Origin of the sequence: Salinivibrio kushneri, assembly GCF_027286325.1 — a bacterium.
In the GTDB taxonomy this organism is placed as follows: Bacteria; Pseudomonadota; Gammaproteobacteria; order Enterobacterales; family Vibrionaceae; genus Salinivibrio; species Salinivibrio kushneri_A.
Genome location: NZ_CP114589.1, coordinates 368212 through 391205 on the forward strand (window position 1 = coordinate 368212; position 22994 = coordinate 391205).

A 22994-nucleotide genomic window follows, 5' to 3' on the forward strand; every position below is an offset into this window, starting at 1 on the left:
GGTCATCAAGCCGCTATTCATAGCATCGTATAAAGGAGCGCATTCGCGCTCCTTTTTTCTTTGGCGCGCCACTTAGGATGACTAAGATTCGTGTCCGCCACGTTGGCGCACACAGTTCCGGCCGTCGCGTTTGGCGCGATACAAGGCTTGGTCAGCTTGTTTTAGCCCATCAACATAGTCGGTAGCCTGGTGGTTGCCAGCGATACCGATACTGACGGTGACTCGTAACGAAGGCGCGATATCGTCAAGCGTTAACGCGGCGATACGACGGCGTAATCCATCAAAGTAGCTATACCCATCGGCCGGTGTCCCCGCAAACAGCAACGTAAACTCCTCGCCGCCCCAGCGGGCGATATGACTTAACTGCTCGCGCTCGTTATCTAAAAAGCTTCCGATACGTTGGATAATCTGATCGCCCACCAGGTGGGAATACTGATCGTTAATGCGCTTAAAATGATCAATATCTAAAATGGCTACTTGCAAGGGCTGGCCTGACTGATTGGCTTCATCAAAGGCTAGGTGCCAGTACTCATCAAAGGCGCGACGGTTAGCCAGACCCGTTAACGCATCCTCTTTCGACATACGCTCAAAGTCGTCAGCTTGTGTTTGCAAAGCGTGCGTCTTTTCTTCCACCAAGGCTTTTAGCTGCATCTCTTTTTGTTGCATACGGCGAATCCGCCACATAAAGGCGCAGTAGGCGAGGGTGACTAAGGCCAAGAACCCTAGCGCGCGTATGTCTGATCGTTGCCATAGTGAGGGTGTCACTGTAAAACGATAGGTGAGAATATCATTGCTCCAGTCGCTGTAAGGGTAGCGAGCACTCACTTTAAAGGTGTAATCACCGGGTGGTAAGTTGGTATATTCGGCAATATGGTTTTCGTGGCGATAGGCCCATTCAGACTCAAAGCCCTCTAGTTGGGTGCGGTATTGAATTTGCTCTGGCATGGTATAACCGAGGGCAGCGTAAGAGAATGATACGCGATTGGTACCTGCAGGTGCGGTGTTACTTGCCTCAGGGTTAATCGCTTGACCATCAAATCGCACTTGTTGCATCACAATCGGTAATGGCTGACTAAGTAATTGCGATAGCCGGGCCGGCTTCACGCTCGTTACCCCTTTGGCGGTAGCGAAGACAATATCACCCTGTGTGGTTTTGGTCGCGGCTGGGTTAGAGCCGCCATTAGCTTGGCTGTTCATCATGCCATCGCTTTGGTCATAATGCTCAAAATCAATACGCGCGCGGGTGTTGTCCGCTACTTGATGCGCATGCTCGTAGTTAATGCGCCAGATCCCACGATTACTGGACAACCAAAAGCTTTGGTCATCGCCTTTGATAATTTGAAAGAATTTATCAATCGGTAGGTCATGTGGCCGGCCAACTAACGCGAGTTGGCTATCAGCCTGGCGATAACGGACAATACCTCGATCAGTGGCCATCCATACGTAACCTGGCTCGTGGAAAAAGCCAAACACATATTGTGCCTGCTCTTGCTCGGTGAAATCGAGTGGAGTGATGGTCTCTTTGAGCAGATACCCGGCTCCGCTGCCTGTGCCTATCCATAGCTTGCCCGTATCATCGAAGGTTAACGACATAATATAGTTGCCGGGTAGGGCACTATTATGACTAGTGTAGAGTGCACGCTTTTGATAAACGGAGGGCGAGCGCGCGGATTGGCTGCTTGGGGGAGACGAAAACTTGACCAAACCACGTGGTGTGCCTATCCATAATACACCATCACGCTCGACGATCGCCCTAATTTCATTATCGGGCAGTTGCGCATTAAGTGGTTTGGCCGGAACAAGGGCGCCTTGATCCCAGTAATAGAGACCTTGTTGGTAGGTACCCACCCACACTCCACCTTGTGCTCGAGGCGCGAGACTTAGCACCGATATATTGTCGGCCAATACATTGGCTTTTCCGTGTACGATATCAATTTGGCTTAACCCCTCACTGGCTCCTGCCCACACCGTATTTCTGTTGCCAGCGAGTACGGTGCGCACATAGTCACCGGCCAGCCCATTGTCTTTTGTCAGGGTCACAAACGGTGCGTATCGAAGCCGCATCGCCCCGCCATTGGTTCCTATCCAAATGCTGCCTTCATTATCTTCAAACCAGGATAATATCCGGTTGTTGGGCAGTCCGCGGTGATCATCGAGAAAATCGATATGTTGGTCTTTCATGTGAGCAATACCGTGGCTAAGGGTCCCGAACCAATAGGCACCACGGCTGTCTTGTTCAACCATGGTAATCGCTTGGTGGAGCAGCTCACTCGCCAGTGGTGCCCAGCGCTTATTTTTATAGCGCCAAGCACCATTTTCTGATCCCACTAACAGGCTGCCATCTTGACCACTTGCGACATAAAAGGCTTTGCGAAACAGGTTGTGAAAAGAGAGAGGCGTCGCGCCATGTTGCAACGATAGTTGATAGACCCCTTTTTCGGTGGCCGCATAGACTTGACCATCGGCGGTCTGGGTCAGGTGATAGCTACTGATGGTATCGATAAATGTCTGTGGGGTGGGGTCGGGTTGCGAGAGCTGTTCAGGAGCGTAGTAGGCAATCCCCATACCCTCTACGGCTAACCACAAGCCACCTGTTTGGTCATGAAGCGCATCATTAATGAGGCTGGGTGCTGTGGGAAGGCCATGCCATGAAAAGCCTTGGCGCATTACTAAGCTGCCTCGCGCACCGCCGGCATAAAGTTGATTGTCTGGCCCTGTTGCGAGGGCGCGGGTGCCAGAGTCTTGCATGTGTGTATCAGGGCCGCGGTCGAAGCGAACAAATTCTAAACCGTTATAACGTGCCACGCCTTCCCAGGTGGCAAACCACAAATAGCCATCAGAGGTTTGGGCGATGGCATTAATGCTGTTATGCGGCAACCCGTTAGCCGATGTCCAGGTTTCAATAAAATAATCAGACAGTTGATTATCATCTGCGTAACTGGAAAAGGCGATAAAGGGCAGCCAACTGAACCAGAACAAAAGCGCGGCGCACACGAGACGTCGGTCGAGTTTGGATTGAGTATGTCTGCGCATGTGGCTTAATGGCATCTTTTGTTCTTTGCTCCGATTACGAGTAGACTGGCGATTCTATCTTAATCACTGTTTATTTCTTGGACATTATGGTCAGGTTTTGACAGCAAATTGAGAAAGATCACACTAGTGGCACAAACCTGACGCAGGCCTGACAGCCCATGATGCAGTTTATGGCGATACGCCAGCAATTATTAGCGCAAATCGATCGCGGTTTATTACCGCCGGGAAAAAAGCTCCCTGGCGAGCGCCAGCTTGCAGAGACCTTTTCAACCACGCGGGTCACGTTGCGAGAAGCACTTGCGGTGCTTGAGGCTGAGGGACGCATATATCGGCGAGAGCGACGTGGCTGGTTTGTGGCGCCCACTCCTTGTGCTTATGATCCTAGCCAACTCGTTGATTGGCAGCATGATTTCTCTCAACATGGTGGCCAATTTTCTTGGCTATCGCAAAAGACGCCCATGGCGTCAGCAGCGGTGAGTGATCAGATGCAACTGCCTCCATTTGCGCAGGTCTTTGAAGGAGAGGGGCGGATTCAGATTGGTCAACTCCCTGTTGGTTTTGTGCGCACGTTTCTCCATCCAGACTATTTCCCCTGCGTATGGCAATCAGGCGAACAGGCTACTTTGTTAAACACGCCAGCAGACGCGAATTTGGATTGGTTGAGCTCATGGGAAGCGTTAGACAGTGATCGTGCGGCTGTGTTGGAGGTACCCGCTGGTACACCTGTATTAAAGGTGGTGCGCGAGTGGAACGTGCAGCATAGCGGTGCGTCACGCACCGTTCGGCTTGATCAGGAGTGGTGGCGGCAACATGCGGTCGCGTTATGCGGCCACTCAGCGCGCTAAGGTCATGCTAGCGCTGTGAAAATAATGCAATAACGCGTCACTGCTAAACAAGCGAGTGACTAAAGGGTGATCTGTTGTGGGTACATTGGGGTTGGGGTTAAAGTGGATAGTACGCATTTTCGCATTGATCCCAGCTTGTATGCCTTTATTCGTGTCGTCGACAAACACACATTGTGATGTTGGGCATGCCATATTCATCGCAGCGTAGTGGAGCAGATCTGGTGCGGGTTTCCAGCTATTGGTGTCGAACGCACTAAACAAGCGATGCGCAAAGTAGGGCAAGAGCTCGGTTAATGCTAACGCATGTTCCATCTTCTCCACGGGGCTATTCGATGCGACACACATATCTACCCCTTGTCGCTCAAGCGCCTGTAATAGGGCTTCTATTCCTTTAACTGGCTCTAGTCCGGCTTCAAAGTATTGGCGACACAGCTGGCGAAAGCGTGGCTCGAGTTGATCGATAGGAATGTGCGCCCCGCTGCGCTCACAGGTTTGTTGGAGGACATCGGTGAGTTTTCCACCCTCAAAATGATCAAGCGAGTCTTGCAGATCAACACGCACGCCAAACGTGGAGAAGGTTTCCACCAAGGCTTGGTGAGATAGCTTCTCTGAGTCAACCAAGGTCCCTTCGCAGTCAAAGATGACACAATGGATGGGGGAATCAAATGGATGTTGCGGCATAAGTGCTCCCTTCAATCTCTCTTTGTATCCTTGGTCGAGATAAAAAAATCAACAAGTCAACGACACGGGAAATGCCAACTGTGTCTTGCATTCTTGCCTTTTTCGTTATCAAAATTAGTCAGGGATCGACTTTTCATTAGCAAGGAAGAAGTAAATGCGTTATCAACACCAATGGTTAGAAGGCAAGACAATTGAATTTCCCGTGGGACAAGTCGTTTGTGTGGGACGTAATTACGCGGCTCACGCACGCGAACTCAACAACCCTATTCCGGATGAACCCGTTCTATTTATGAAGCCACCGAGTGCGATTCAGCCCTTGGAAACGCCATTAGCCATCGCCGAGCAGTTTGTGCCTGTACATTATGAAACCGAGCTGGCCGTGCTGATCACAAAGCCGTTATTTCAGGCCAGTGAGCAAGCGGTCGAGGACGCATTGGGTGGGGTGACGCTCGCGCTGGATTTAACCCGTCGCGAAGAGCAAAGTCGCTTAAAACAAAAAGGGCTGCCTTGGGAGCGGGCGAAAGCATTTGCGGGGAGTGCTGCTATTGGGCGGTTTGTGCCTGTCCCGAATGATTGGCATGCGGTCGCCTTTTCATTGTCCATCAATGGTGAGATGCGGCAGCAAGGCAATAGTGCGACCATGTTGATGCCAGTGATCGCGCTTATTCGGCATATCAGCCAAACATTTTGGTTGAACCCAGGCGACATTGTGTTAACGGGCACCCCCGAAGGGGTTGGTGTGCTGCAAAACGGTGACCATTTATCGCTAACGCTTGAGGGACAACACCTCGCCCAAACCCAGGTAGTGGTTCAGTCTGATGACGCTTTTATCCAAGGAAAGAGTGTTTGACGCTCTTCATGGGTCAGTGCTGAAACACGCGCAATGTTACGAGCGGGGATGTGTTCTGGATCTTGGCCATAATGCGCAAGCGCACGTGACATACTGGCCTCACGGATTAAGTGAAAACAAGGATAGGGTGAGCGATTGGTTAAGTTCTCACTATCTTCTGGGGCGCACCCCTCAAAACAGTAATCGGGATGAAAGCTGGCCACTTGGAAAACCCCTCGCCAATGGTAATGGTCAATCATCGCCTCGGTGGCATCGATGAGATCGAGGTAATGGTCAAAGTCAGCGAGCGCGTTGGGCGCCACGACTACCGTGGTGTCGGTGATCTCAGGGTCGGTATGATCAAGATGGGTTAAAGCCTGATAAATCGCGGTTAAAATCTCGGTATCATCCTGAGCGTCGCAAATAGTGAGCTGAATCTGTTGCTTGCGACGAGGCTTCGCCGCGAAGGGGCAAAGGTTCAGCCCAATCACCACCTCATCCAGCCATGTATTCATCTGTGTTTCGACTTCGTTCATCGAGCTCTCGTTTAAATGTCACCGGCGGGCGTGGCGGTGATTATTGTTGTGGTTGTGACTGGTATGCCTTAGTGCCCCATAGAGGAACCGTGGACAAGCTATGCTTGAAGCTACCGGATGTTTCTTTTGTTGAGTAAGAAAGGTACATCAAGGTCTGATTTTTCACATCGAAAATCCGACGAATCTTCATCGATTTGAAGAAAATACTTTTCGACTTTCTAAATACCACTTCGCCCGATGCGCTTTTATCGATATTGGCAATCATCTCTGGCGTAATTTCGCCGGTTTGACGACAAGAAATGGCGCTATCGCTTGGGTCAGAAAAGCTTAAATCGGCTTCAACAGAGGCGACATGGCAAGTGACACCGCTGACCACAGGATCGACAAGATGGTTAAGCTTGATGTCTTTCATGGTAAACATCCCCAAGCTTACGTCCCCAACCTCATCGTTGTCACAACCAGCCAGCGCCGCGGCGAGCGCGACTACAAATAGCATTTTTTTCATCATCAAAGCCCTTGTTTATCCGTGGCGGGAGTGTATCACAGCCTAGGCGGGAGGAGGAAAAGTGTGCGTTGACCAACAAGACTTATGATTGTTGGACTCCGACAAAAAGGTGTAAGCCCATGGCGGGCTGTGTTCTATTGCTCTTTAAATTGCGCATCGCCATCCTGGCCAGAGAGGGACTTAGGCTCAAAGTTCATCAGTACTTGGGCTGCATCGCAATAGCTGCCTGTGTCGGCGAATTTTTTTCGGGCTGCGGCAATTTTACGCTCGGCAATGCGCCTAACGTCTTGCGCGTTAGTTTGGTTACTAAACGTCATTTGCTGGCTGATCATCTCTTGGCTAAAGGTTGATTTGCAAATGTTCTCGTTTTTATGGGTTATTACTTTGTCGGATTGAGGCGAGTCACCCGTATCTGCATAAGAAAGCGCAGAAAAAACAATGATAAAGAAAAAAAACGCCCTTGCCATAATCGTGGCTCCTGATACTCTTTTTGCCAATGATAGCATCAAGTAGAGACACCGCCTACTGGCGGCGTCCAACGATAACGTGCATGGGTAAGAGCTACTGAGCAGGCACATCCTGCTCCACTGTATGCATAACACTAGGTGGATGGGGGTGGCGTTGTTTTTCCGCCTCTAGCCAGTAACTCAGTGCTGAAAGCCAAATCAGAGAGTACGCGACCAGCTCGGTGCTTTCTTCCGCGATGTTTTTCACATCTCTTACATACATCGCCCCCATGGCTTGTTCCCATAACTCACCCATTCCAAACAAGCGCGAGTAAACCAGCAATAACCCTAATGCCACAATCAACAGGGTACTGCTTTTGGCGCTAAGTGCGTGGGCAAGGCTAGTGAATGTGTCACGGCCGTTTTTGAGCGCTGGCCAAATGGTTAATCCGGTGACCAACAATGCGGGGACTTTCCAAAAACCATGCATGACGAGATCGAGGGTGGCGTCGAGCTCGCGGATCATCAGTACTAAGAAAAAACCGCTCATCAGCTTGGCTGCTTGCGAAAGAGCGTGATTCCGCTTAGCTACGCGGCGAAAGGTGAATACGGTGAGGACGAGCAGGAGTAACTGTGAGAGTTCAATAAGTGAAGACTCTGACGCCACGTTATGTGCCGCCACACTGTAATGGATAATGCCAGCAATACCGGCAAGATAGCACGCGATAGCAAAAAAACGACCTGCCCCTTTGAGCACGGCACGAGCAGTACATGAAGATCGTGGTAGTGTCATATCACCCTCAACTTGATAAAAACGATCAGCCCGTCCGTAGATACTGTCACTTTATATGTGACTTTCATCCCAAATTTAATGGCGATGATATTACGGGGCGCTTTCATAAACTGCAATAATTTATGTGACCAATGTCACTATATGTTCAGGGAGACGTCAGGATTGTGAGCGTTTATTCATCAAGCGTCTAGTTAGGTCGACGCGCTGCCAATGAATTTACACTGTAAATAGGAAGAGGACGAAAGTGGCAAGCATCGAGGGTGAAGATTAATAGATAGCTATGCCTATGAAATGCAACATTTTAATTGTTTTTTACTAGACAAGAGTAGACAATAAAGTCTGATACTTTAGATAGGGATATGCTTATGTCCACACTCTCTGCTAGCTGCCTATGTGGTGGTGTCCGTCTTACATTGCCAGATACCTTCCTTTATATGGGTAATTGCCATTGCTCTGAATGTCGTAAATTCACCGGGGCAGATTATTCGTCAGTCGGTGGTATTGAGGCTGAAAAAGTGGCCGTTACCGCGGGCCAAGATCATCTTTGCTATTATGAAAAGAGTGCCGAAACGGTTCTCGCGTTTTGTGGGCACTGTGGGTCGAGTCTTTTCTCTCATAAAATCAATAAGGATGTGTTCAATATTCGTCTGGGAATTTTGGATACCGCCCCACAATGCGCGCCAAATTTTCACATTCACACGGCGTCGAAGGCACCATGGCATACACCCAATGAATCATTAAAACAGTTTGAACATGGACCGGATTAATTCGGTCGTGTTATGCAGTTACTGATCCGCCCCCTTATCCTGGCTGATACGGACTTGTTGTTCCATTTTGAGCAACAAAACCGTGCTTATTTTGAAACCTATATTGAATCGCGCGGTGAGGCGTTTTATCGCCGAGCAGGCGTTTATGACCACATCTGCGAATTACTTGCCTTACATCAGAAAGGACAACACGTATCGATGTTGATTACGGATGCCGAGGGCCAGCTTTTGGGACGGGTTAATATCAGCCAAATTGATGCGGTATCTGCATCAGGTTCGTTAGGGTATCGCATTGCAGAGCAACATACCGGGAAGGGGGTTGCCTCTCGAGCGGTAAAGTATGCGTTAGAGATCGCGCGCGAGCACGGACTTGTGACACTCAACGCCATGGCATCTACGACCAACATTGCATCACAAACGGTGTTAGAGCGGAATGGGTTTAACCTATGCGATAAAAAATTCAACGTGGCACACGTGGCAGGCGAAGTGATTGACTGTCTTTGTTACCGCAACACATTATCCAGTGTTTGAGTTATGAGCAAGCGACCTTGAGGTGATGGGTTAATCTCCATTATGCACTCGGTTGCTCATTTGGTGCCAATAAAACAGGCTAACGACTAGCGTTGGGACCAAGTTCAATGTCATCATTACGTGGAATGAATTCACACAGTTGGCGGCATTTGAAAATCCGCCCTGATGACCTAGAAGGAAACATAATGGCTGATTTGAACGGACTAAGCTTGTATCACAAAGAGCACTGCCCATTTTGCCATAAAGTGCGTGCAGTCATGACAGAGCTCAAGTTAGATATTCCGCTGGTGGATATGAACGCTAACGCCGAAGAATGGCAACGCCTACAGACTGAAGGCGGCAAAGGCATGGTGCCTTGTCTGCGCATTGACCAAGGCGGTGAAACTCAGTGGATGTACGAGTCGGACGATATTATTGAATACTTGCGTGACAACTTCGCGTAATTGAGCCAGATGCTGGTTACGAGGGTCGCAGTTATCGATGCGACCTTCTTTTTAAGTATTTGTATGCCTGCCTCTCCGCCTTCTTCAACGCCCTGTGCACTGTGTCAGCACCCAAGGCCGCTGACCTTCCATCACTTGATCCCCAAAACTTGTCATAACAACAAATGGTTCACCAAGCGCTTTTCTCGACCTTACATGCGCGAACACGGTATTTGGGTATGTCGGCCTTGCCATGCTTTTATTCATCGCCAATTCAGTGAAAAACACCTGGGTCGCACACTACACAGCCTCGACCTTTTACTCGCTGAGCCTGTGATCCAAGACTACATCCACTGGGCACGCAAACAGCGGGGGTGAATCATTGCTTCTCGATTCGATTGCGGCCGTTTTCTTTGGCGAGATAGAGCGCGGTATCGGCGCGTTGAATGATACTGTCTTGTGTATCAGCTGCCGAGAAGCCCGTATAACCGATGCTGATGGTACAGCGTATGGTTTGTCCGTCGACGTGGATTTCTTCGCTATGTACGCGCTCGACTAAGCGCTTTAGTACAACCTCCGCACCACTCAAATCCGTTTCAGGAAGCAGACAGAGAAATTCCTCTCCGCCCCAGCGACCGTATATGTCATTGGTCCGTGATTCTTCCCGCACAATATTCCCAAAGCGCTGTAGCGCGATATCGCCTGCCCGATGACCATAAGTGTCATTTAGAAGCTTGAAATTATCGAAATCGACAATCGCCAGCGTCAAGGGGTTGTTGTACCGTTCGCAGCGTGCCAGCTCTTGAGCGAGAGCGTTGCTGAGGTAATGGCGATTATAAAGCTGCGTTAATGAGTCAGTATTCGCTTGTATTTCGAGCAATTGTTGCGCTTGTTCGAGTGCTTCCCAATCTCGTAGACGCGCCAGCTCGTGGCCGACCCATTCGGCAAAGAGTCGTACCAGTTCATAGTCTTGCGAAATAAAGGGGCGAGTGGGTTCTGGGCTTGAAAAATTTAACGTGCCATAGCGTTCGCCATCAATAAAAATGGGGGCACCGATATACGCCTCGAGGCCGAAATGCTCGTAGCAGGGGTGGGCTTTGATATCGCTTTGCGAAACATGGTGGAAACCTTGTGCCTCGTTGGCTTCATAGACGTGACAACAGTAAGTTTCATTCAAGTCAAATACTTGCCCAGGCTGTAGGGCGTCATCGGGATGCTGCGCGTATTGAACGGTATAACGCTGACCATGGATTTGGCTGAGTATACCAATAGGCAAATTAAAGTGTTTACAACCGAGTGAGAGAATGCGCTCTACGCGCCGGCAAAAATCTAAGTTGCGTGCTGATGTGATTGAATGGAGCTGGTTGAGCGCGGATTCTACTTCCACTCGGGTGCTAATGTCTTGAATAAAAGCCACATACATGGTGACAACTTGTTGCTCATCGCACACTGGCCCACCATGTGTTTCCCCCAAAAATACATGGCCATCGGCGGTCTTATATCTCACCACATAAGCATCGTAGTACGCGTGAACTGAGTGTGGGTTAAAACGATCTTTGCCCGTTGCGGTAAAGTCTTCGTGTTCGGCATAAAGGATGCGCGTGCTAGCGCCTTTTACATCAGCCAGACTGCAACCAAATAGGGCTTCTGCTACGGGGTTTAATAGTTGTATACAGCGATTTGTGTCAGCAATAACAACCGCCGTATCGAGATGGCGAAAAAGCGAGGGCAGTAATGTGACAATATGTTTGGACTGGTCAATGGGCTGATTCACTGCTGGGCTCTGTACGTCTATTTGGCTTAGCCTAAGCGTAGTACAAATCCCAGCAGCTCGCGCTTACTGAGCGTGTCAGGTGTGAGACAGGTTATACCGTGAAGGTAAATACGTTGGCCATCGACATTGCAATATTGTTGTCGTAATACGCTGCTTCATTAATGAAGTGCGGATAGGCTGTGTAGTCGCCTTGCCATGTTAACTCACTGCCATCAAAACACATAAACAGTGGGTCACCGGGCTTTATCGGCTGAAAGTCCTTGTCTTGAACGTGTTGGTGCACCATACCAATACGCTCCCCACGCTCATTTTGCGGTAAATGTAGTGTCTCTTTGTAACGGTACGCGGTGACGCTTTTAGGCAGCGCTGGCACCTTATCAATATTAAACAGATGCACGAAGTCTAAAATGTGTGTCGTCATTTCTTGCATCGATTCCATCACATCATGACGCAGCACAGATTGGGGCTGTGGGCCGACTTCAACAATAACACCTTGCTTGCCAACCGAGCATAAAAAGGCATGCTGAATAGGTTCAATATGATCTTCGACTAGAATAACCGCATCGGGCATACGCTCACTAACGTAAGCGGCCAGCTGTTTATTGAAGGTGTCTAATGTCAATAGGATCAGAGTGGGCCCCATGTTGCTGGTGGTGTTATGCAGGTCGATAATAAAATCGACGCGTGGATCCCCTTTGGGTCCTAATTGTTGATTTAGGGCTTTCGCGCGGCTTTCCTCGTAGTTTGCCAAGCTGTAATCAGCCAGCAGTTTAGGATCGAATTGGCGGTTAAGGTCGCAGTCTACATAGCGTTTGTTGGCGCTATAAGCAGAAGGATTCGCGAATATATGTTCGGTGGAAAAACTATCGCGGGCTGTGATCGCAGGGTTAGATAGCCACTGTTTTAGTGCGTAAATACCGCTAAATTCGTTACCGTGGGTGCCACCAACAATGGCAACGTTACTAAACCGACTCATGAAAGCTCCTGATAAGTGAAGAATAATCGCAAGGATTTGTCTATTCAGACAGCTTAGCACTAACCACTCGATAGGTTAATAGCATAAATTTTCGTTATATTTGTGTTTTTATTCATTCTTCCGCTAATGTGACAGTGGAGACTCTATTCTTTTTCGAGTCAGTTCACACTTCAGCTGCGTGGAAATCGTTAGCCTAGCGGAAGACGATACAAAGAGGTGAACAATGAAAACGGTATTTCCTAAGCACTTTTTATGGGGTGGCGCGGTGGCGGCTCACCAAGTTGAGGGAGGATGGGATTGCGACGGTAAAGGCGTCAGCATTGTGGATGTGTTGACTAAAGGCGCCCATGGCACGCCGCGCAAAATTACTCAGCGTGTTGAAGAACATGAAGCCTACCCGAACCATGATGCTGTGGATTTTTATCACTATTACCGTGAGGACATCGATCTCTTTGCGGAGATGGGTTTTAAGTGTTTTCGCACGTCTATCGCGTGGTCGAGGATCTTTCCTCTTGGTGATGAGCTCACGCCGAATGAAGCGGGCCTTGCCTTTTATGATGATCTCATTGACTACCTATTAGAGAAAGGAATTGAACCTGTCATTACGCTTTCTCATTTTGAGATGCCCCAGCACCTTGTCACCCAATACGGAGGCTGGGCCCATCGAGATGTGGTTGAGTTTTTCGTGCGTTTTTGCGAGACAGTGATGACTCGCTATCGCGACAAAGTCACTTATTGGATTACCTTTAACGAGATCAACAACCAGCTAAACTGGGACTATCCGCTATTTGGCTATTGTAATTCAGGTGTGGTTTTTACCGAGCACGAGCATCCCGAGCAGACGCTCTACCAGGTGCTACATCATCAATTTGTGGCGAGTGCCAAAGTGGTGGCTCTGGGCCATATCATTAACCCTGATTTTAAAATAGGTAGCATGATCCACATGATGCCGCTTTATCCGGCGAGTTGTCACCCTGATGACATGCTGGCGTCACAGCGGGCCATGCGGGATAAATATTTATGCAGCGACGTACAGGTCAGAGGCCACTATCCTCACTATATTTGGCCACAATGGGCTGAGAAAGGGATTGAGGTCAAGATGCATGACGAGGACGAGTACATCTTGGAAAACGGCCGAGCAGACTTTCTAGCGATCAGTTACTACATGACCAACATTGTCGATGCTAACCCGCCAGAAGAAGATGAAAATGCTCTATTCAGTGCAAGCCGATTGAATCCGCATCTACCCGCTTCGGATTGGGGCTGGCAAATTGATCCCAAAGGCCTACGCTATGCGCTTTCGGAACTGTATGAGCGTTATGAAAAACCGATTTTTGTGGTAGAGAATGGGCTTGGCGCGACAGATAAACGTGAGGCATCGGGGGAAATCAATGATGATTATCGCATTAGCTATTTGTCACAACATATCGAGGCGTTGGGAGAGGCAATTTCACAAGATGGAGTGGATGTGATTGGTTACACCCCGTGGGGCTGTATCGACTGTGTTTCGTTTACCACAGGGGAGTACCGTAAGCGCTATGGTTTCATCTACGTTGACCGTCATGATGATGGCAGTGGTGACTTCTCTCGTCATCGTAAAAAGAGCTTTTACTGGTATCAAAACGTGATTAAGAACAATGGACTGACAGAGTAATGGCTCTGGGAGCGACGCGGTAAGACGAGAAGGGACGCCTATTGCGTCCCTTTTGATAATGCTCGGCAACGTCATTGCTCGGGATAGACGCTTTTACCTTTTTTAGCGGGTAAAACCTCGCCTAATTAAGGGGGAGAAATTAGAGATTGGGTTGGTAGTCGACCTCAATCACTTCACCGTACTCAATGCCTTGTTCGCGATAACCCACAATCGCTTCTATCACATTAAAGTGGGCGACAACCACAATCGTGCTATACGCTTGGTAGGAGTCGAGAACCGAGGTCACGCGGCGATATAACGCGGTGGCAGACTCGTAGCCTGCGTTTGTGACTTCGTTGCCGCTGGCAAAAAGCTCGCGATACTCAACCCAGCGTCGATCGCGCTCAGAAAGAGGGATATAGCTCCCTTTGACATCCGCTTGCCATTCGCGGAGATCATGCTCGACAAACAGTTCTTTTTGCAATTGGCGGTTGAGGATTTCTGCTGTTTGTAAGGCGCGTGTGTAGGGCGAAGAGAGGATGATGTCTGCGTGTTGTAAGCTCGGGTGATGGGCTAGCGATTGAATGGCGGGAATACACGCACGTTGGAGTGGCGCATAGTCTTTTTCCAGTTGGCTCATTTGGCGAGCGTCGGCCAAAGAGTAATCGGTTTTTCCGTGACGGACAAAGACGACTTTCATAGGGCTTCCTTTTCTGCGTCGACAGCGTCTGAAGCGCTGCTGCTTGGGTCAGTGACATTTTTATTATCTGGATAATGAGGTAAGACACCCGCTTGGCGGGTGGCTAACATATCGCTTACGAGGGTTGTAGCATACCGTCATCGGACTGTCATGACTCACTCATGGCATTGAGAGTAGGGCGTGAGCAAGCTCGCTATTTTTCGATGGTTTGATCTAATATTTTGGTGCGATCACGGCCTTCTTCTTTGGCTTGATATAGCCGCTGATCAGCCATTTCGAGTAAGTAAGAGTCGGTGGTTTCGCGAGTTGGTAGGGTAATAATGCCACCTATACTGACAGTGATGTTGTCACCATCTGGGTTTTTCTTGTGCTCGATATCAAGCTTGGCAATCTCAGCGCGAATGATCTCTGCCAGCTCAGTCAGTTTTGATGCGTAGCGGGTAGAGAGCGTGATCGCAAACTCCTCGCCCCCAAAGCGTGCCACTGAACCATGAAAACGTTCCGTTTGTGTGAGCAGAACGCGCGCGATTTGGGTGAGAACGTCGTCACCTTTGAGGTGGCCGTATTCATCGTTATACGCTTTAAAATGATCGACATCGATCATCATAACGGCGACAGGTAATCGGCTGGCGATGCCATGTTGGATATGATTTTTTAGCTCTCGCTTAAACGGCCGTCGATTACTTAATCGGGTTAGGTCATCGGTTTCTGCTTGAACTTTTAACTTTTCATTGGCGACAATTAGCTCTTCTTGCAGCTCTTCCATGGCGTAATGGTTTCGCTCGCGGATCATGACTTCACTGATGGCGGTGGCGAAACGTTTTAAAAGCAACGTCTTATTGTTATCCCAGATGAAGGGTAAACGGCGATTTGCCACTGTTATCATGCCAAAGCTTTTTCTACCGTCGGTTAGCGGGAAAGCGGCAAACGATAAAATATGCCGTTGGCGCAACCAAGAGCGCTCGTTAATCGCCTCATCGCCGAGTTGGCCGACATGAGGAACGACTAGTGCGTCGGTATCGGCCAGCCACCGTTTTATCATGTGCATATCGCTTAAATCGACGGTTTGGGGTGCAAAGTCAATCTCTTGTGGCCAGTAACAACGACGCTCAGCACGGAATTCGTCAAAGGCATACCAGCCAATGGCTTCCGCGCCGAGTAATGACGCCATATCGGGAAAAATTTTCTCTACGTCTTCAGTAATATATTGCGAGTCTGCGCGTAAAAATTGAATTGAAATATCGGCCAGTAGAGAGCTGGCGTTTGATTGCCAATTGAGTGCTTTGGTGCGCTGCTCGACTTGCTCTTTCAATAAGGTTTGATGTTGGCGAAGTTCGCGCTCTGTCACGCGTTTTTGTAGAAAGTCGTCTCTGATACGCAACTGCATCGCATTGATTGAGCGAGATACTTTGCCTATTTCATCATTACGTTGAATCAACGAGAGTGGCACACTCGTTTGGTTGGCTTTGTCGGTTTGGTAGTAATCCAGCGTATTCGACAGTTGTTGGAGCGGTCGCGAGCACAGTCGATGGATAACCCACAAAATCAGCAGAGTAATGATCAATGTTTCCGTAAAATGGACGATAGCGACAGGCACCGCGCCCTCTAGCGCATTGCGCTTAATCGCACTGCGGTCGAGCACAATGTTTAGGGTGCCAATATTGTTACCTTGAACGCTCAATAATGACTGATGATTGGCGTCACAGTCCCCACTGGTATTATTGACTTCAGTGATGTGGGTGCCATCAAAACCTTTTACCTCAACGCGACAAATGGTGGGGATCATCGACAAACCTTTTACACTGCGGCGTACAAGCTCTAAATCAACGACCCACAATGCATGGCTAATCACGCGAGCCGAGTTATGGCTCCGGCTCTCCACCAGTTGTGTAGTCGTAGCCAGTGTGCGTTGGTAGTTGATATACATCTGCGTCAATGTACTCCCTACCGCAAAAAGTAAGCTAATCGCGAGCACAACGAAGGCGACGCGCGCTTGAAGACCGCGTAAGTTTAGATCGCGTTTTATCACTTAGTTATCCATTTGATTTGTGGTTGAATGACAATGGCTTTCAATCCCTTTCGCCATGTTCAAAAACGAGATTTGATCCCACGCCTGCTCGCGCAACTGTACGAAAAAAGCGGAACCAGGTTCAATTAAGTGAAACAACTGTCCAGCGCATTGCTGTGGTAAAGGCCAACCTTTACCGTGAGCGTAAATACGGCTCAATGCAAGTCCAGCGGCTTTAAAGTGCCCGCCACCAAGGGCTGAAATGTCTCCTTTTTCTCGCAAAGAGAGCACGCGCTCGGAGGTATTGACCGTGGCAAAATAGATGTCATCGCCGGGCGTTTTGCCCGCTTGCCGTGCGGCTTCCATCGCGCCAAACGCCATGTGATCGTTTGCCGTCCACACATAGCGCACATTCGGATAGCGTTGCAACAAGGTATGCATTTGCTCTTGGCTGATGGACTCATCCCACTGACCATGAACAACTTGATGTAAGATAATCTCTGAGCGCTCAACGAAAAAGCGCTTCCCCCCCGCTTCGCGTTGTACTGATGCAGGGGTAGTAAGATCACCTGAAATCATGACGGCTTCGCCGGGCGCATTGTCGCCTGATTGCACCATGGCTTTGGCAATTGCATAGCCTATCGAGTGGTTGTTGGGAATAATGCTTGGCAATAAGTATTGTTGCCAATGTGAGTCTTGGAAGAGTTTGGTTTTGGTCTGCTGATCGACATCATTCAAGATAAGTTGTACATAAATGGGATATTTTCTCAGTATGGGGAGTAGTTTTTTGGCCGCCAGCTTTTCATTCACAATGATAATGTAATCAGGGTGGGTGGGTTTACTCAAGGTAGCGGCTAGGATTTGACGCACGGCGAAGTGATTGCGGTCGGCGTGGCGAATCGTTAGGTCAATATTTAATGCGGAGGCAGCGGCATTGGCATATTCATCCACGTCATGCCAGAAGCTTTCCGTTGCATAACCGGGGTTAATAAATAGTACACGGGGCTGAGCCTGTTCAGCGTGAGCGTGAATACCGAACATCATGTATATAGAAACAACACACCACAAAATCAGTCTTCTCAACATGTAGGGAAGGGTCCTCTCCATTCGCCACCTCTTTTAAGGATAGCGCATATGTATACGCTTGATTGCGGTAGGTTTATCATTGTCTGCAATTTGTTCAGGTAACCGCTGTTTGACACGTAAATTTTATTGGGCAAGAGCATGCTGATACGGCATCATAGTTATGTAGACTAGCGTGCCAGTCAATGGCGAATAAAATGACAACAATGAAATGAAATCTTACTACGATAAGAAGAAATTTAAGCGGCATTTTCCGATGGATTTTTATGGCGAGAGTGAAGGCTGGCAGTTTGCAGTGCGCGCCTTGTCTCCCGTGCAAGTTATATCGGCGAAAAGCTGGGTAGCGCGATTGAGCTGTCGTCGCCGAGACTTTCGGCTCGTTGATTTGGCGATTGACCGCTTCCACTTTTTGAGTGGCGGCGATGAGCAGATGCGTTTCACGGGCATGGATTTGGGCACGAAAGTGAGTATCCGCCGGCAAGGGCAAATCGTCACTGTCGACGCGCTTAATCACCGCTATGGTGCTTTGATAACAAGCGGCCAGCTGTCAGTTTCAACCGTGTGCATAGAGCCTGCAAGCAAGATCGCACTCTCTTAATAGGCGTCTCCTCGGCGGTTTGCGTCAGTGCCATACTGAGAAAAAAGGTGGGAACTCATGACGTTTATTGTGATTATCGTGTTTAGCATTCTAGGCGGTGTGTTGGCGGGTGAGCACTTCCATTCTTATCTTCTTGGGCTGGGCGTCGCTAGTACAGCGGTGGGGGCTTGCTATTGGATCACGTTTCGTAGCAGCCATTATCCCCAGTTTGCGTTGTTTTTGTTGTTGCTCGGGGTGGTCGCTAAGATTGCGGTGACGGCGGCGGGTGTATTGCTCGGGTTAAAACATGCGTTGATCACCTCACCTTTGGTATTTTCGCTTTCGTATTTGTTTTTCTTGTTTGCCTCGACCTATTGCTATTTTCGCTATCGTGAATATTGGCTTACGCGCTTGCGCCACAAAGATTTACAGTAGCAGGCTCGATGGTGTGTAGCCTTGTATCAAGAGAGGAGTGGTATTGGCAATGTACTCGACGGAGCGACTGACGCTACGCGCATGGCAAGCGTCCGATTTGACCCCCTTTGCCGCACTCAATCAAGACTCAGACGTCATGCGCTATTTTCCCAGTGTGCTCTCACGCGCCCAAAGTGATGCGATGGCGGCACATATTCAATCCAAACTGGCGGATAACGGGTTTGGATTTTGGGCGGTAGAGTTGACGGAGACTCGGGAATTCATTGGCTTTGTGGGGTTAAACCGGCCCACCTTCGACCTCGGCCATCAGCCGTTTGTTGAAATTGGTTGGCGTTTAGCGTCGGCACATTGGGGCCGAGGCTATGCCACTGAAGCGGCACAAAAAGCACTTGCCATTGGCTTTGAGGACGTTGAGCTTCCGGCAATTTATGCGTTTACCACCGAGAGTAACCTGCCCTCACAAGCGGTGATGAAAAAACTCGGGATGACACCGGCTGCTCCCTTTACCTTTTCGCATCCTCATTTGGCGGCAGATCATCCGCTCGCCACGCATGTTTTATACGCGATATCGAAACCCACTTGGCAGGCAGACCATGCTGATTAATCGCCAGTACCTATCGTTCATTCTTTTCGTTTTTTGTCTGATGTTTCCATTGGCGGGCACTGCGCAGCAAAGTACCTGTTATGGCACTACGTCGAATGGTCATTTAGCCAATGGGGTACAGTTGCCCAGTGACGGGGCGAATTTCATAGGCTACAGCTTGATTGCGCGTTGGGCGGGGCGAACCTATGTTCACTCCGCAGTGCGTGACATCATCGTGGCATCGTATCAGTCTTTGGAGGCGGAGCAGCCAGACAAAGTATATCAATATGCTGAAACGGGCTTTGAGTCAGGTGGTCAGTTCAAACCGCATAAAACCCATAGAAATGGCTTATCGGTTGATTTTATGGCACCGGTCGTCGATGCCGAGGGGCGATCGGTTCATTTGCCGACACATCTACTCAATAAATTGGGCTACAACATTGAGTTTGATGGGAATGGTCAATACCAAGACAAACGCATTGATTACACCGCTATGGCTGCACACATTGTGGCCCTACATCAAGAAGCGAGGCGTCGTGGCTATGATCTTTGGCGTGTTATCTTTGATCCAACACTTCAACCTGCATTGTACGATACCCCGTATGGGCAGTATTTAAAGCAACATATTCAGTTTTCAACGCGGCGGTCTTGGGTTCGCCATGATGAGCATTATCACGTTGATTTTGCTGTGCCTTGCCAATAAGGGCAGAATAAAAACAAAAAAGACTGGGAGAAAGCGTGCACAAACTAGCGGATGACTTACACCAAAAACTATTTAATGAAGAAGATGCGCGTGCCTGTAAAGACATTGATGGCAGTGCGTGTCGTGAGGTTCCGGGCAACTTTTTCCGCATCATCGTTAGCCAAGGACTCACCAAAATTGGCGACGCGGTATCTAACCCGAAAATTGTCTTGCCAGCGCTTCTCACCGCGGTTGGCGCTCCCTTGGCGTTAATTGGCTTATTGGTGCCAATACGAGAGGCGGGGTCGTTAGTGCCTCAGTTAGGTATCGCCGGTTATGTCCGCCAATTTGCGGTACGTAAGTGGGCATGGGTAGCCGGCTCTGTCATTCAAGGGGCGTGTATCCTAGCAATGGCGATCTCAGCGTTGCTTTTAACCGGTCAAGTAGCCGGCTGGAGCATTGTTGGCTTGCTGGTGGTATTTAGTCTGGCGCGAGGCTTGTGCTCGGTCGCCTCGAAAGATGTGTTAGGGAAAACCATCCCTAAGCCGCAACGAGGGCGCTTGAACGGGTGGTCGTCAAGCTTGGCGGGGGCGGTGACGATTGCCGCCGGTGTCGGATTGTTTAGCGTCTCGGATCAGCAGCATGTATGGGTCTATTGCGCACTATTGGCGTTCGGCGCAGTGCTTTGGTGGATTGCCGCGGCGGTTTACAGCCAAGTGGATGAATACGAAGGGGCCACTGAAGGTGGTGCTAATGCGCTGACGCATGCACTGTCTAAACTGCGCTTATTGGTAGATGATAGACGCCTACGCCACTTTGTGATCACCCGTTCACTGTTACTCTGTTCGGCCCTATCCGCGCCTTATTATGTACTATTAGCCAGTCAGCATAGCCAAGCGTTGGCGATCACCACCGCAAGCTTTGTCGCGATTAGCGGTATTGCAAGTTTGTTGTCGGCCCCTTTTTGGGGGCTGTTTGCCGATCGATCCAGCCGCCAAGTGATGATAATGGCTGCCGTGGTGACGGCGTTATTGGGGCTGGTGGTGGTGAGTATCAGTCACTGGTATCCCGCGTTATTTTCTTCGCCATGGGTACTACCTGCCGTCTACTTTGTCCTGACCATTGCTCACGAGGGTGTGCGCCTTGGGCGTAAAACCTACATCGTGAATATGGCTGAGGGCAATCAGCGCACCGATTATGTCTCGGTCAGCAATACGTTGATTGGTTTTGTGCTCTTATTCATGGGCGGCGTCACGGCATGGTTGAGCCAGTGGGGATTAATGGTGGTGATTGCGGTGCTATCGGCGTTGGGCCTGCTGGGTGCATTGATGGCGCGCGCGCTGCCCGAAGTAGAAAGATAAGCCGGCGGGCGGAGTAGAAAAAGGCGCTGGTGATCAGCGCCTTTTTGGTTTGGTGTTGCCGGTTAGACTTTAAACTGGCTGACCAGACGTTTGAGCTCTTCGCCTGTCTGGTTCAAGTCAGTCGCCGCTTGTGCCGAGTCATTACTGGCGTTGAGTAGCTGGCTCACAATGTCGCGAATCGATACCAGATTACGGTGAATGTCTTCGGTCACTGTGGTTTGCTCCGAGGCAGCCGAGGCGATATAGCTGGTCATGTCATTGATTTGGGTAATGGCGTTACTCACCGAGTCAATGCCGCTGCCAATTTCATCGGATGCCTCCGAGGTTTGCTGGCAGGTATCGTTACTTTGCTTCATTCCCTCTACAGCCTGATTGACGTACGACTGTAGCTCATCCAGCATTTCGCGAATCTCGTGAGTGCTCTTTTGCGTACGGCTTGCGAGGGTTCTCACTTCGTCAGCGACCACCGCAAAGCCGCGACCCTGTTCGCCTGCACGTGCGGCCTCAATGGCAGCGTTTAGCGCCAGCAAGTTGGTTTGTTCAGCAATATCGCCAATCACAGAAAGCACGCCAGTAATTTTATGAGACTGCTCATTTAGCGAATCCACATGCGTACTCGAGGTATTCATTTGCTCAACCAGCGCTTGCATCGAGGTGATCGAGAACTGGACTTTTTCTTGGGCGTGACGCGCATCATCAGTAGCAGCACTGGTGGCATCAGCTACTTGGGTGGCGTTCTGTGACACCTCTTGCGCAGCCGAGCTCATCTGGGTAACAGCGGTGACCACTTGTTCAGTCTCGTTATCGTGAGTCTGTAATTGCGTGGCAACCATCTGGGTTTGCTCGTCAATCGTGCGTGCGGTGTGGCTCACTTTTTCCGTGACATCCACCACGCTACGTATGGTGGTTTGTAGCTTATCGATAAAGCGGTTAAACGCATCCCCAAGCAGCGCAATCTCGTCACTGCCTTTAATTTTCAGGCGCTGAGTCAGGTCGCCATCACCGTCGGCAATGTCATTGAGGTTGTCCAGCATGTCTTTCACTGGCGTTGACATCCGTTGGGCAACAAACGCAACCGCAACAAAGGTAACAATCAGAATAATAATCCCGGCAATGATCATTCGTGCAGTTTGTGCCGCTAATGCTTCCTCTGCATTTTCCCGAAAATCGGCAACGCGCGCCTCAATATCGTCAATGTACGCCCCCGTTCCCAACATCCACTGTCCGTTGTTGACCATATCGGCATAGCCAATCTTTTCGATCAGTTCATTGGTACCCGGTTTTTGGTAGAGGTAGGTGAAGGTGCCATCACCGCTTTGCGCCGCTTCGAGCAGACCCACGATAATTTTATTGCCCTTGGGATCGGTAAGGTTGATCAAGGACCGGCCTTCTAGCTCTGGCTTTAAGGCATGGAATACGTTGTTGCCTTGTTTATCGTAGATGTAAAAGTAGCCCGCCTTACCAAAGGTCACTTCGCGAAGTGCGTCTTTGACATTTTGCGTGGCATCGCCGCCCGCTTGTTGTGCGTTTTTTACTACAGTCGCGGCAATTTCTGTGGCTTCGCGAAGCTGCATTTTTCGCTCATCAATTAATTTGGTTCGAAAAGTGGCAATGTTCTCTTCGACCAGCTCACGCTCGTAGTAGGTAGTGATAAACAACGTAACGAGAATGGATAATACCAAGGGTACGATGGCAAGCACTAAGAGCTTTCCGCGCAGCATTAACTTCAACATACCGGATACCTTGTGTTAATGATGGTTTCGATTTCGCTAAAGTATGGAAGACATTTTTTCC

General features: G+C 49.5%; 24 protein-coding genes. 12 read left to right on the forward strand and 12 right to left on the reverse strand.

All coding sequences use genetic code 11. From position 1 onward, the window contains the following. Positions 1 to 81 precede the first annotated feature (81 nt). The gene (locus N8M53_RS14490; protein ID WP_269580073.1) at positions 82 to 3048 is read right to left on the reverse strand and encodes a ligand-binding sensor domain-containing diguanylate cyclase; all 2967 of its coding nucleotides are present in this window, start codon (positions 3046 to 3048) and stop codon (positions 82 to 84) included. 143 nt (positions 3049 to 3191) lie between these two features. Between N8M53_RS14490 and N8M53_RS14495 the strand changes: the two genes are divergently transcribed. Beyond that, positions 3192 to 3878, forward strand: coding sequence for a GntR family transcriptional regulator (locus N8M53_RS14495; RefSeq protein ID WP_269580074.1), 687 nt, complete (start codon positions 3192 to 3194; stop codon positions 3876 to 3878). On the opposite strand, the gene N8M53_RS14500 is transcribed toward N8M53_RS14495, so the two are convergent. Continuing rightward, positions 3867 to 4559, reverse strand: a complete 693-nt coding sequence (locus tag N8M53_RS14500; RefSeq protein ID WP_269580075.1) for an HAD-IA family hydrolase — start codon at positions 4557 to 4559, stop codon at positions 3867 to 3869. The two genes, N8M53_RS14495 and N8M53_RS14500, sit on opposite strands and share 12 nt — an antisense overlap. Positions 4560 to 4713: 154 nt before the next feature. Here N8M53_RS14500 and N8M53_RS14505 point away from each other — a divergent pair, with 154 nt between their 5' ends. Further along, positions 4714 to 5409, forward strand: coding sequence for a fumarylacetoacetate hydrolase family protein (locus tag N8M53_RS14505; protein ID WP_269580076.1), 696 nt, complete (start codon positions 4714 to 4716; stop codon positions 5407 to 5409). Here the strand turns inward: N8M53_RS14505 and N8M53_RS14510 are convergent. The 4 genes from N8M53_RS14510 to N8M53_RS14525 form a co-directional block, all read right to left on the reverse strand. Further along, positions 5370 to 5924, reverse strand: a complete 555-nt coding sequence (locus tag N8M53_RS14510; protein WP_269580077.1) for a DUF1415 domain-containing protein — start codon at positions 5922 to 5924, stop codon at positions 5370 to 5372. The genes N8M53_RS14505 and N8M53_RS14510 overlap by 40 nt on opposite strands. A gap of 40 nt (positions 5925 to 5964) precedes the next feature. After that, positions 5965 to 6432 carry a CreA family protein gene (locus N8M53_RS14515; protein WP_269580078.1) on the reverse strand — a complete coding sequence of 156 codons (468 nt, stop codon included), beginning with the start codon at positions 6430 to 6432 and terminating at the stop codon, positions 5965 to 5967. Between the two features lie 131 nt (positions 6433 to 6563). Continuing rightward, the gene (locus N8M53_RS14520; protein WP_269580079.1) at positions 6564 to 6896 is read right to left on the reverse strand and encodes a hypothetical protein; all 333 of its coding nucleotides are present in this window, start codon (positions 6894 to 6896) and stop codon (positions 6564 to 6566) included. A gap of 94 nt (positions 6897 to 6990) precedes the next feature. After that, the gene (locus N8M53_RS14525) at positions 6991 to 7668 is read right to left on the reverse strand and encodes a hypothetical protein (protein WP_269580080.1); all 678 of its coding nucleotides are present in this window, start codon (positions 7666 to 7668) and stop codon (positions 6991 to 6993) included. A gap of 365 nt (positions 7669 to 8033) precedes the next feature. On the opposite strand from N8M53_RS14525, the gene N8M53_RS14530 reads away from it, so the two are divergent. The 4 genes from N8M53_RS14530 to N8M53_RS14545 all read left to right on the forward strand — a co-directional run bounded on the left by N8M53_RS14530 (position 8034) and on the right by N8M53_RS14545 (position 9766). Then, positions 8034 to 8435: a GFA family protein gene (locus tag N8M53_RS14530; protein ID WP_269580081.1), complete on the forward strand. Its 402-nt coding sequence runs from the start codon at positions 8034 to 8036 to the stop codon at positions 8433 to 8435. A 12-nt stretch (positions 8436 to 8447) separates the two neighbouring features. Further along, a complete protein-coding gene (locus N8M53_RS14535; protein WP_077606640.1) occupies positions 8448 to 8966 on the forward strand; it encodes a GNAT family N-acetyltransferase in 519 nt (172 codons plus the stop codon). 185 nt (positions 8967 to 9151) lie between these two features. Next, positions 9152 to 9409, forward strand: coding sequence for a glutathione S-transferase N-terminal domain-containing protein (locus N8M53_RS14540; protein WP_025744429.1), 258 nt, complete (start codon positions 9152 to 9154; stop codon positions 9407 to 9409). A 9-nt stretch (positions 9410 to 9418) separates the two neighbouring features. After that, the gene (locus N8M53_RS14545; protein WP_269580082.1) at positions 9419 to 9766 is read left to right on the forward strand and encodes a hypothetical protein; all 348 of its coding nucleotides are present in this window, start codon (positions 9419 to 9421) and stop codon (positions 9764 to 9766) included. A 1-nt stretch (position 9767) separates the two neighbouring features. Here the strand turns inward: N8M53_RS14545 and N8M53_RS14550 are convergent, their stop codons facing one another. Together N8M53_RS14550 and N8M53_RS14555 are read right to left on the reverse strand one after the other, a co-directional pair. Further along, complete coding sequence (locus N8M53_RS14550; RefSeq protein WP_269580083.1) at positions 9768 to 11162, reverse strand: diguanylate cyclase; 1395 nt, start codon at positions 11160 to 11162, stop codon at positions 9768 to 9770. A gap of 91 nt (positions 11163 to 11253) precedes the next feature. Beyond that, complete coding sequence (locus N8M53_RS14555; RefSeq protein WP_269580084.1) at positions 11254 to 12138, reverse strand: aspartoacylase; 885 nt, start codon at positions 12136 to 12138, stop codon at positions 11254 to 11256. 223 nt (positions 12139 to 12361) lie between these two features. On the opposite strand from N8M53_RS14555, the gene N8M53_RS14560 reads away from it, so the two are divergent. Continuing rightward, positions 12362 to 13792 (forward strand): 6-phospho-beta-glucosidase, encoded by a 1431-nt coding sequence (locus N8M53_RS14560; protein WP_269580085.1) that lies wholly within the window; start codon positions 12362 to 12364, stop codon positions 13790 to 13792. A gap of 139 nt (positions 13793 to 13931) precedes the next feature. Here the strand turns inward: N8M53_RS14560 and N8M53_RS14565 are convergent, their stop codons facing one another. The 3 genes from N8M53_RS14565 to N8M53_RS14575 form a co-directional block, all read right to left on the reverse strand. Continuing rightward, on the reverse strand, positions 13932 to 14471 hold the full coding sequence (locus N8M53_RS14565; RefSeq protein WP_269580086.1) for a histidine phosphatase family protein: 540 nt from the start codon (positions 14469 to 14471) through the stop codon (positions 13932 to 13934). A 193-nt stretch (positions 14472 to 14664) separates the two neighbouring features. Continuing rightward, positions 14665 to 16500 (reverse strand): diguanylate cyclase domain-containing protein, encoded by a 1836-nt coding sequence (locus N8M53_RS14570; RefSeq protein ID WP_269580087.1) that lies wholly within the window; start codon positions 16498 to 16500, stop codon positions 14665 to 14667. Further along, positions 16501 to 17586: an ABC transporter substrate-binding protein gene (locus N8M53_RS14575; RefSeq protein ID WP_269580088.1), complete on the reverse strand. Its 1086-nt coding sequence runs from the start codon at positions 17584 to 17586 to the stop codon at positions 16501 to 16503. It abuts the gene before it with no gap. A 187-nt stretch (positions 17587 to 17773) separates the two neighbouring features. On the opposite strand from N8M53_RS14575, the gene N8M53_RS14580 reads away from it, so the two are divergent. The 5 genes from N8M53_RS14580 to N8M53_RS14600 are packed head-to-tail and all read left to right on the forward strand — an operon-like array spanning position 17774 to position 21200. Further along, positions 17774 to 18160, forward strand: coding sequence for a hypothetical protein (locus N8M53_RS14580; RefSeq protein WP_269580089.1), 387 nt, complete (start codon positions 17774 to 17776; stop codon positions 18158 to 18160). A 57-nt stretch (positions 18161 to 18217) separates the two neighbouring features. Then, the gene (locus tag N8M53_RS14585; RefSeq protein ID WP_269580090.1) at positions 18218 to 18574 is read left to right on the forward strand and encodes an NADH:ubiquinone oxidoreductase; all 357 of its coding nucleotides are present in this window, start codon (positions 18218 to 18220) and stop codon (positions 18572 to 18574) included. 49 nt (positions 18575 to 18623) lie between these two features. Further along, positions 18624 to 19178, forward strand: coding sequence for a GNAT family N-acetyltransferase (locus N8M53_RS14590; protein WP_269580536.1), 555 nt, complete (start codon positions 18624 to 18626; stop codon positions 19176 to 19178). Continuing rightward, positions 19168 to 19860: a penicillin-insensitive murein endopeptidase gene (locus N8M53_RS14595; protein ID WP_269580091.1), complete on the forward strand. Its 693-nt coding sequence runs from the start codon at positions 19168 to 19170 to the stop codon at positions 19858 to 19860. The genes N8M53_RS14590 and N8M53_RS14595 overlap by 11 nt, the downstream gene beginning before the upstream one ends. A 35-nt stretch (positions 19861 to 19895) precedes the next feature. Next, a complete protein-coding gene (locus tag N8M53_RS14600; protein ID WP_269580092.1) occupies positions 19896 to 21200 on the forward strand; it encodes an MFS transporter in 1305 nt (434 codons plus the stop codon). 62 nt (positions 21201 to 21262) lie between these two features. On the opposite strand, the gene N8M53_RS14605 is transcribed toward N8M53_RS14600, so the two are convergent. Continuing rightward, positions 21263 to 22933, reverse strand: coding sequence for a methyl-accepting chemotaxis protein (locus tag N8M53_RS14605; protein WP_269580093.1), 1671 nt, complete (start codon positions 22931 to 22933; stop codon positions 21263 to 21265). Positions 22934 to 22994: the final 61 nt, after the last annotated feature.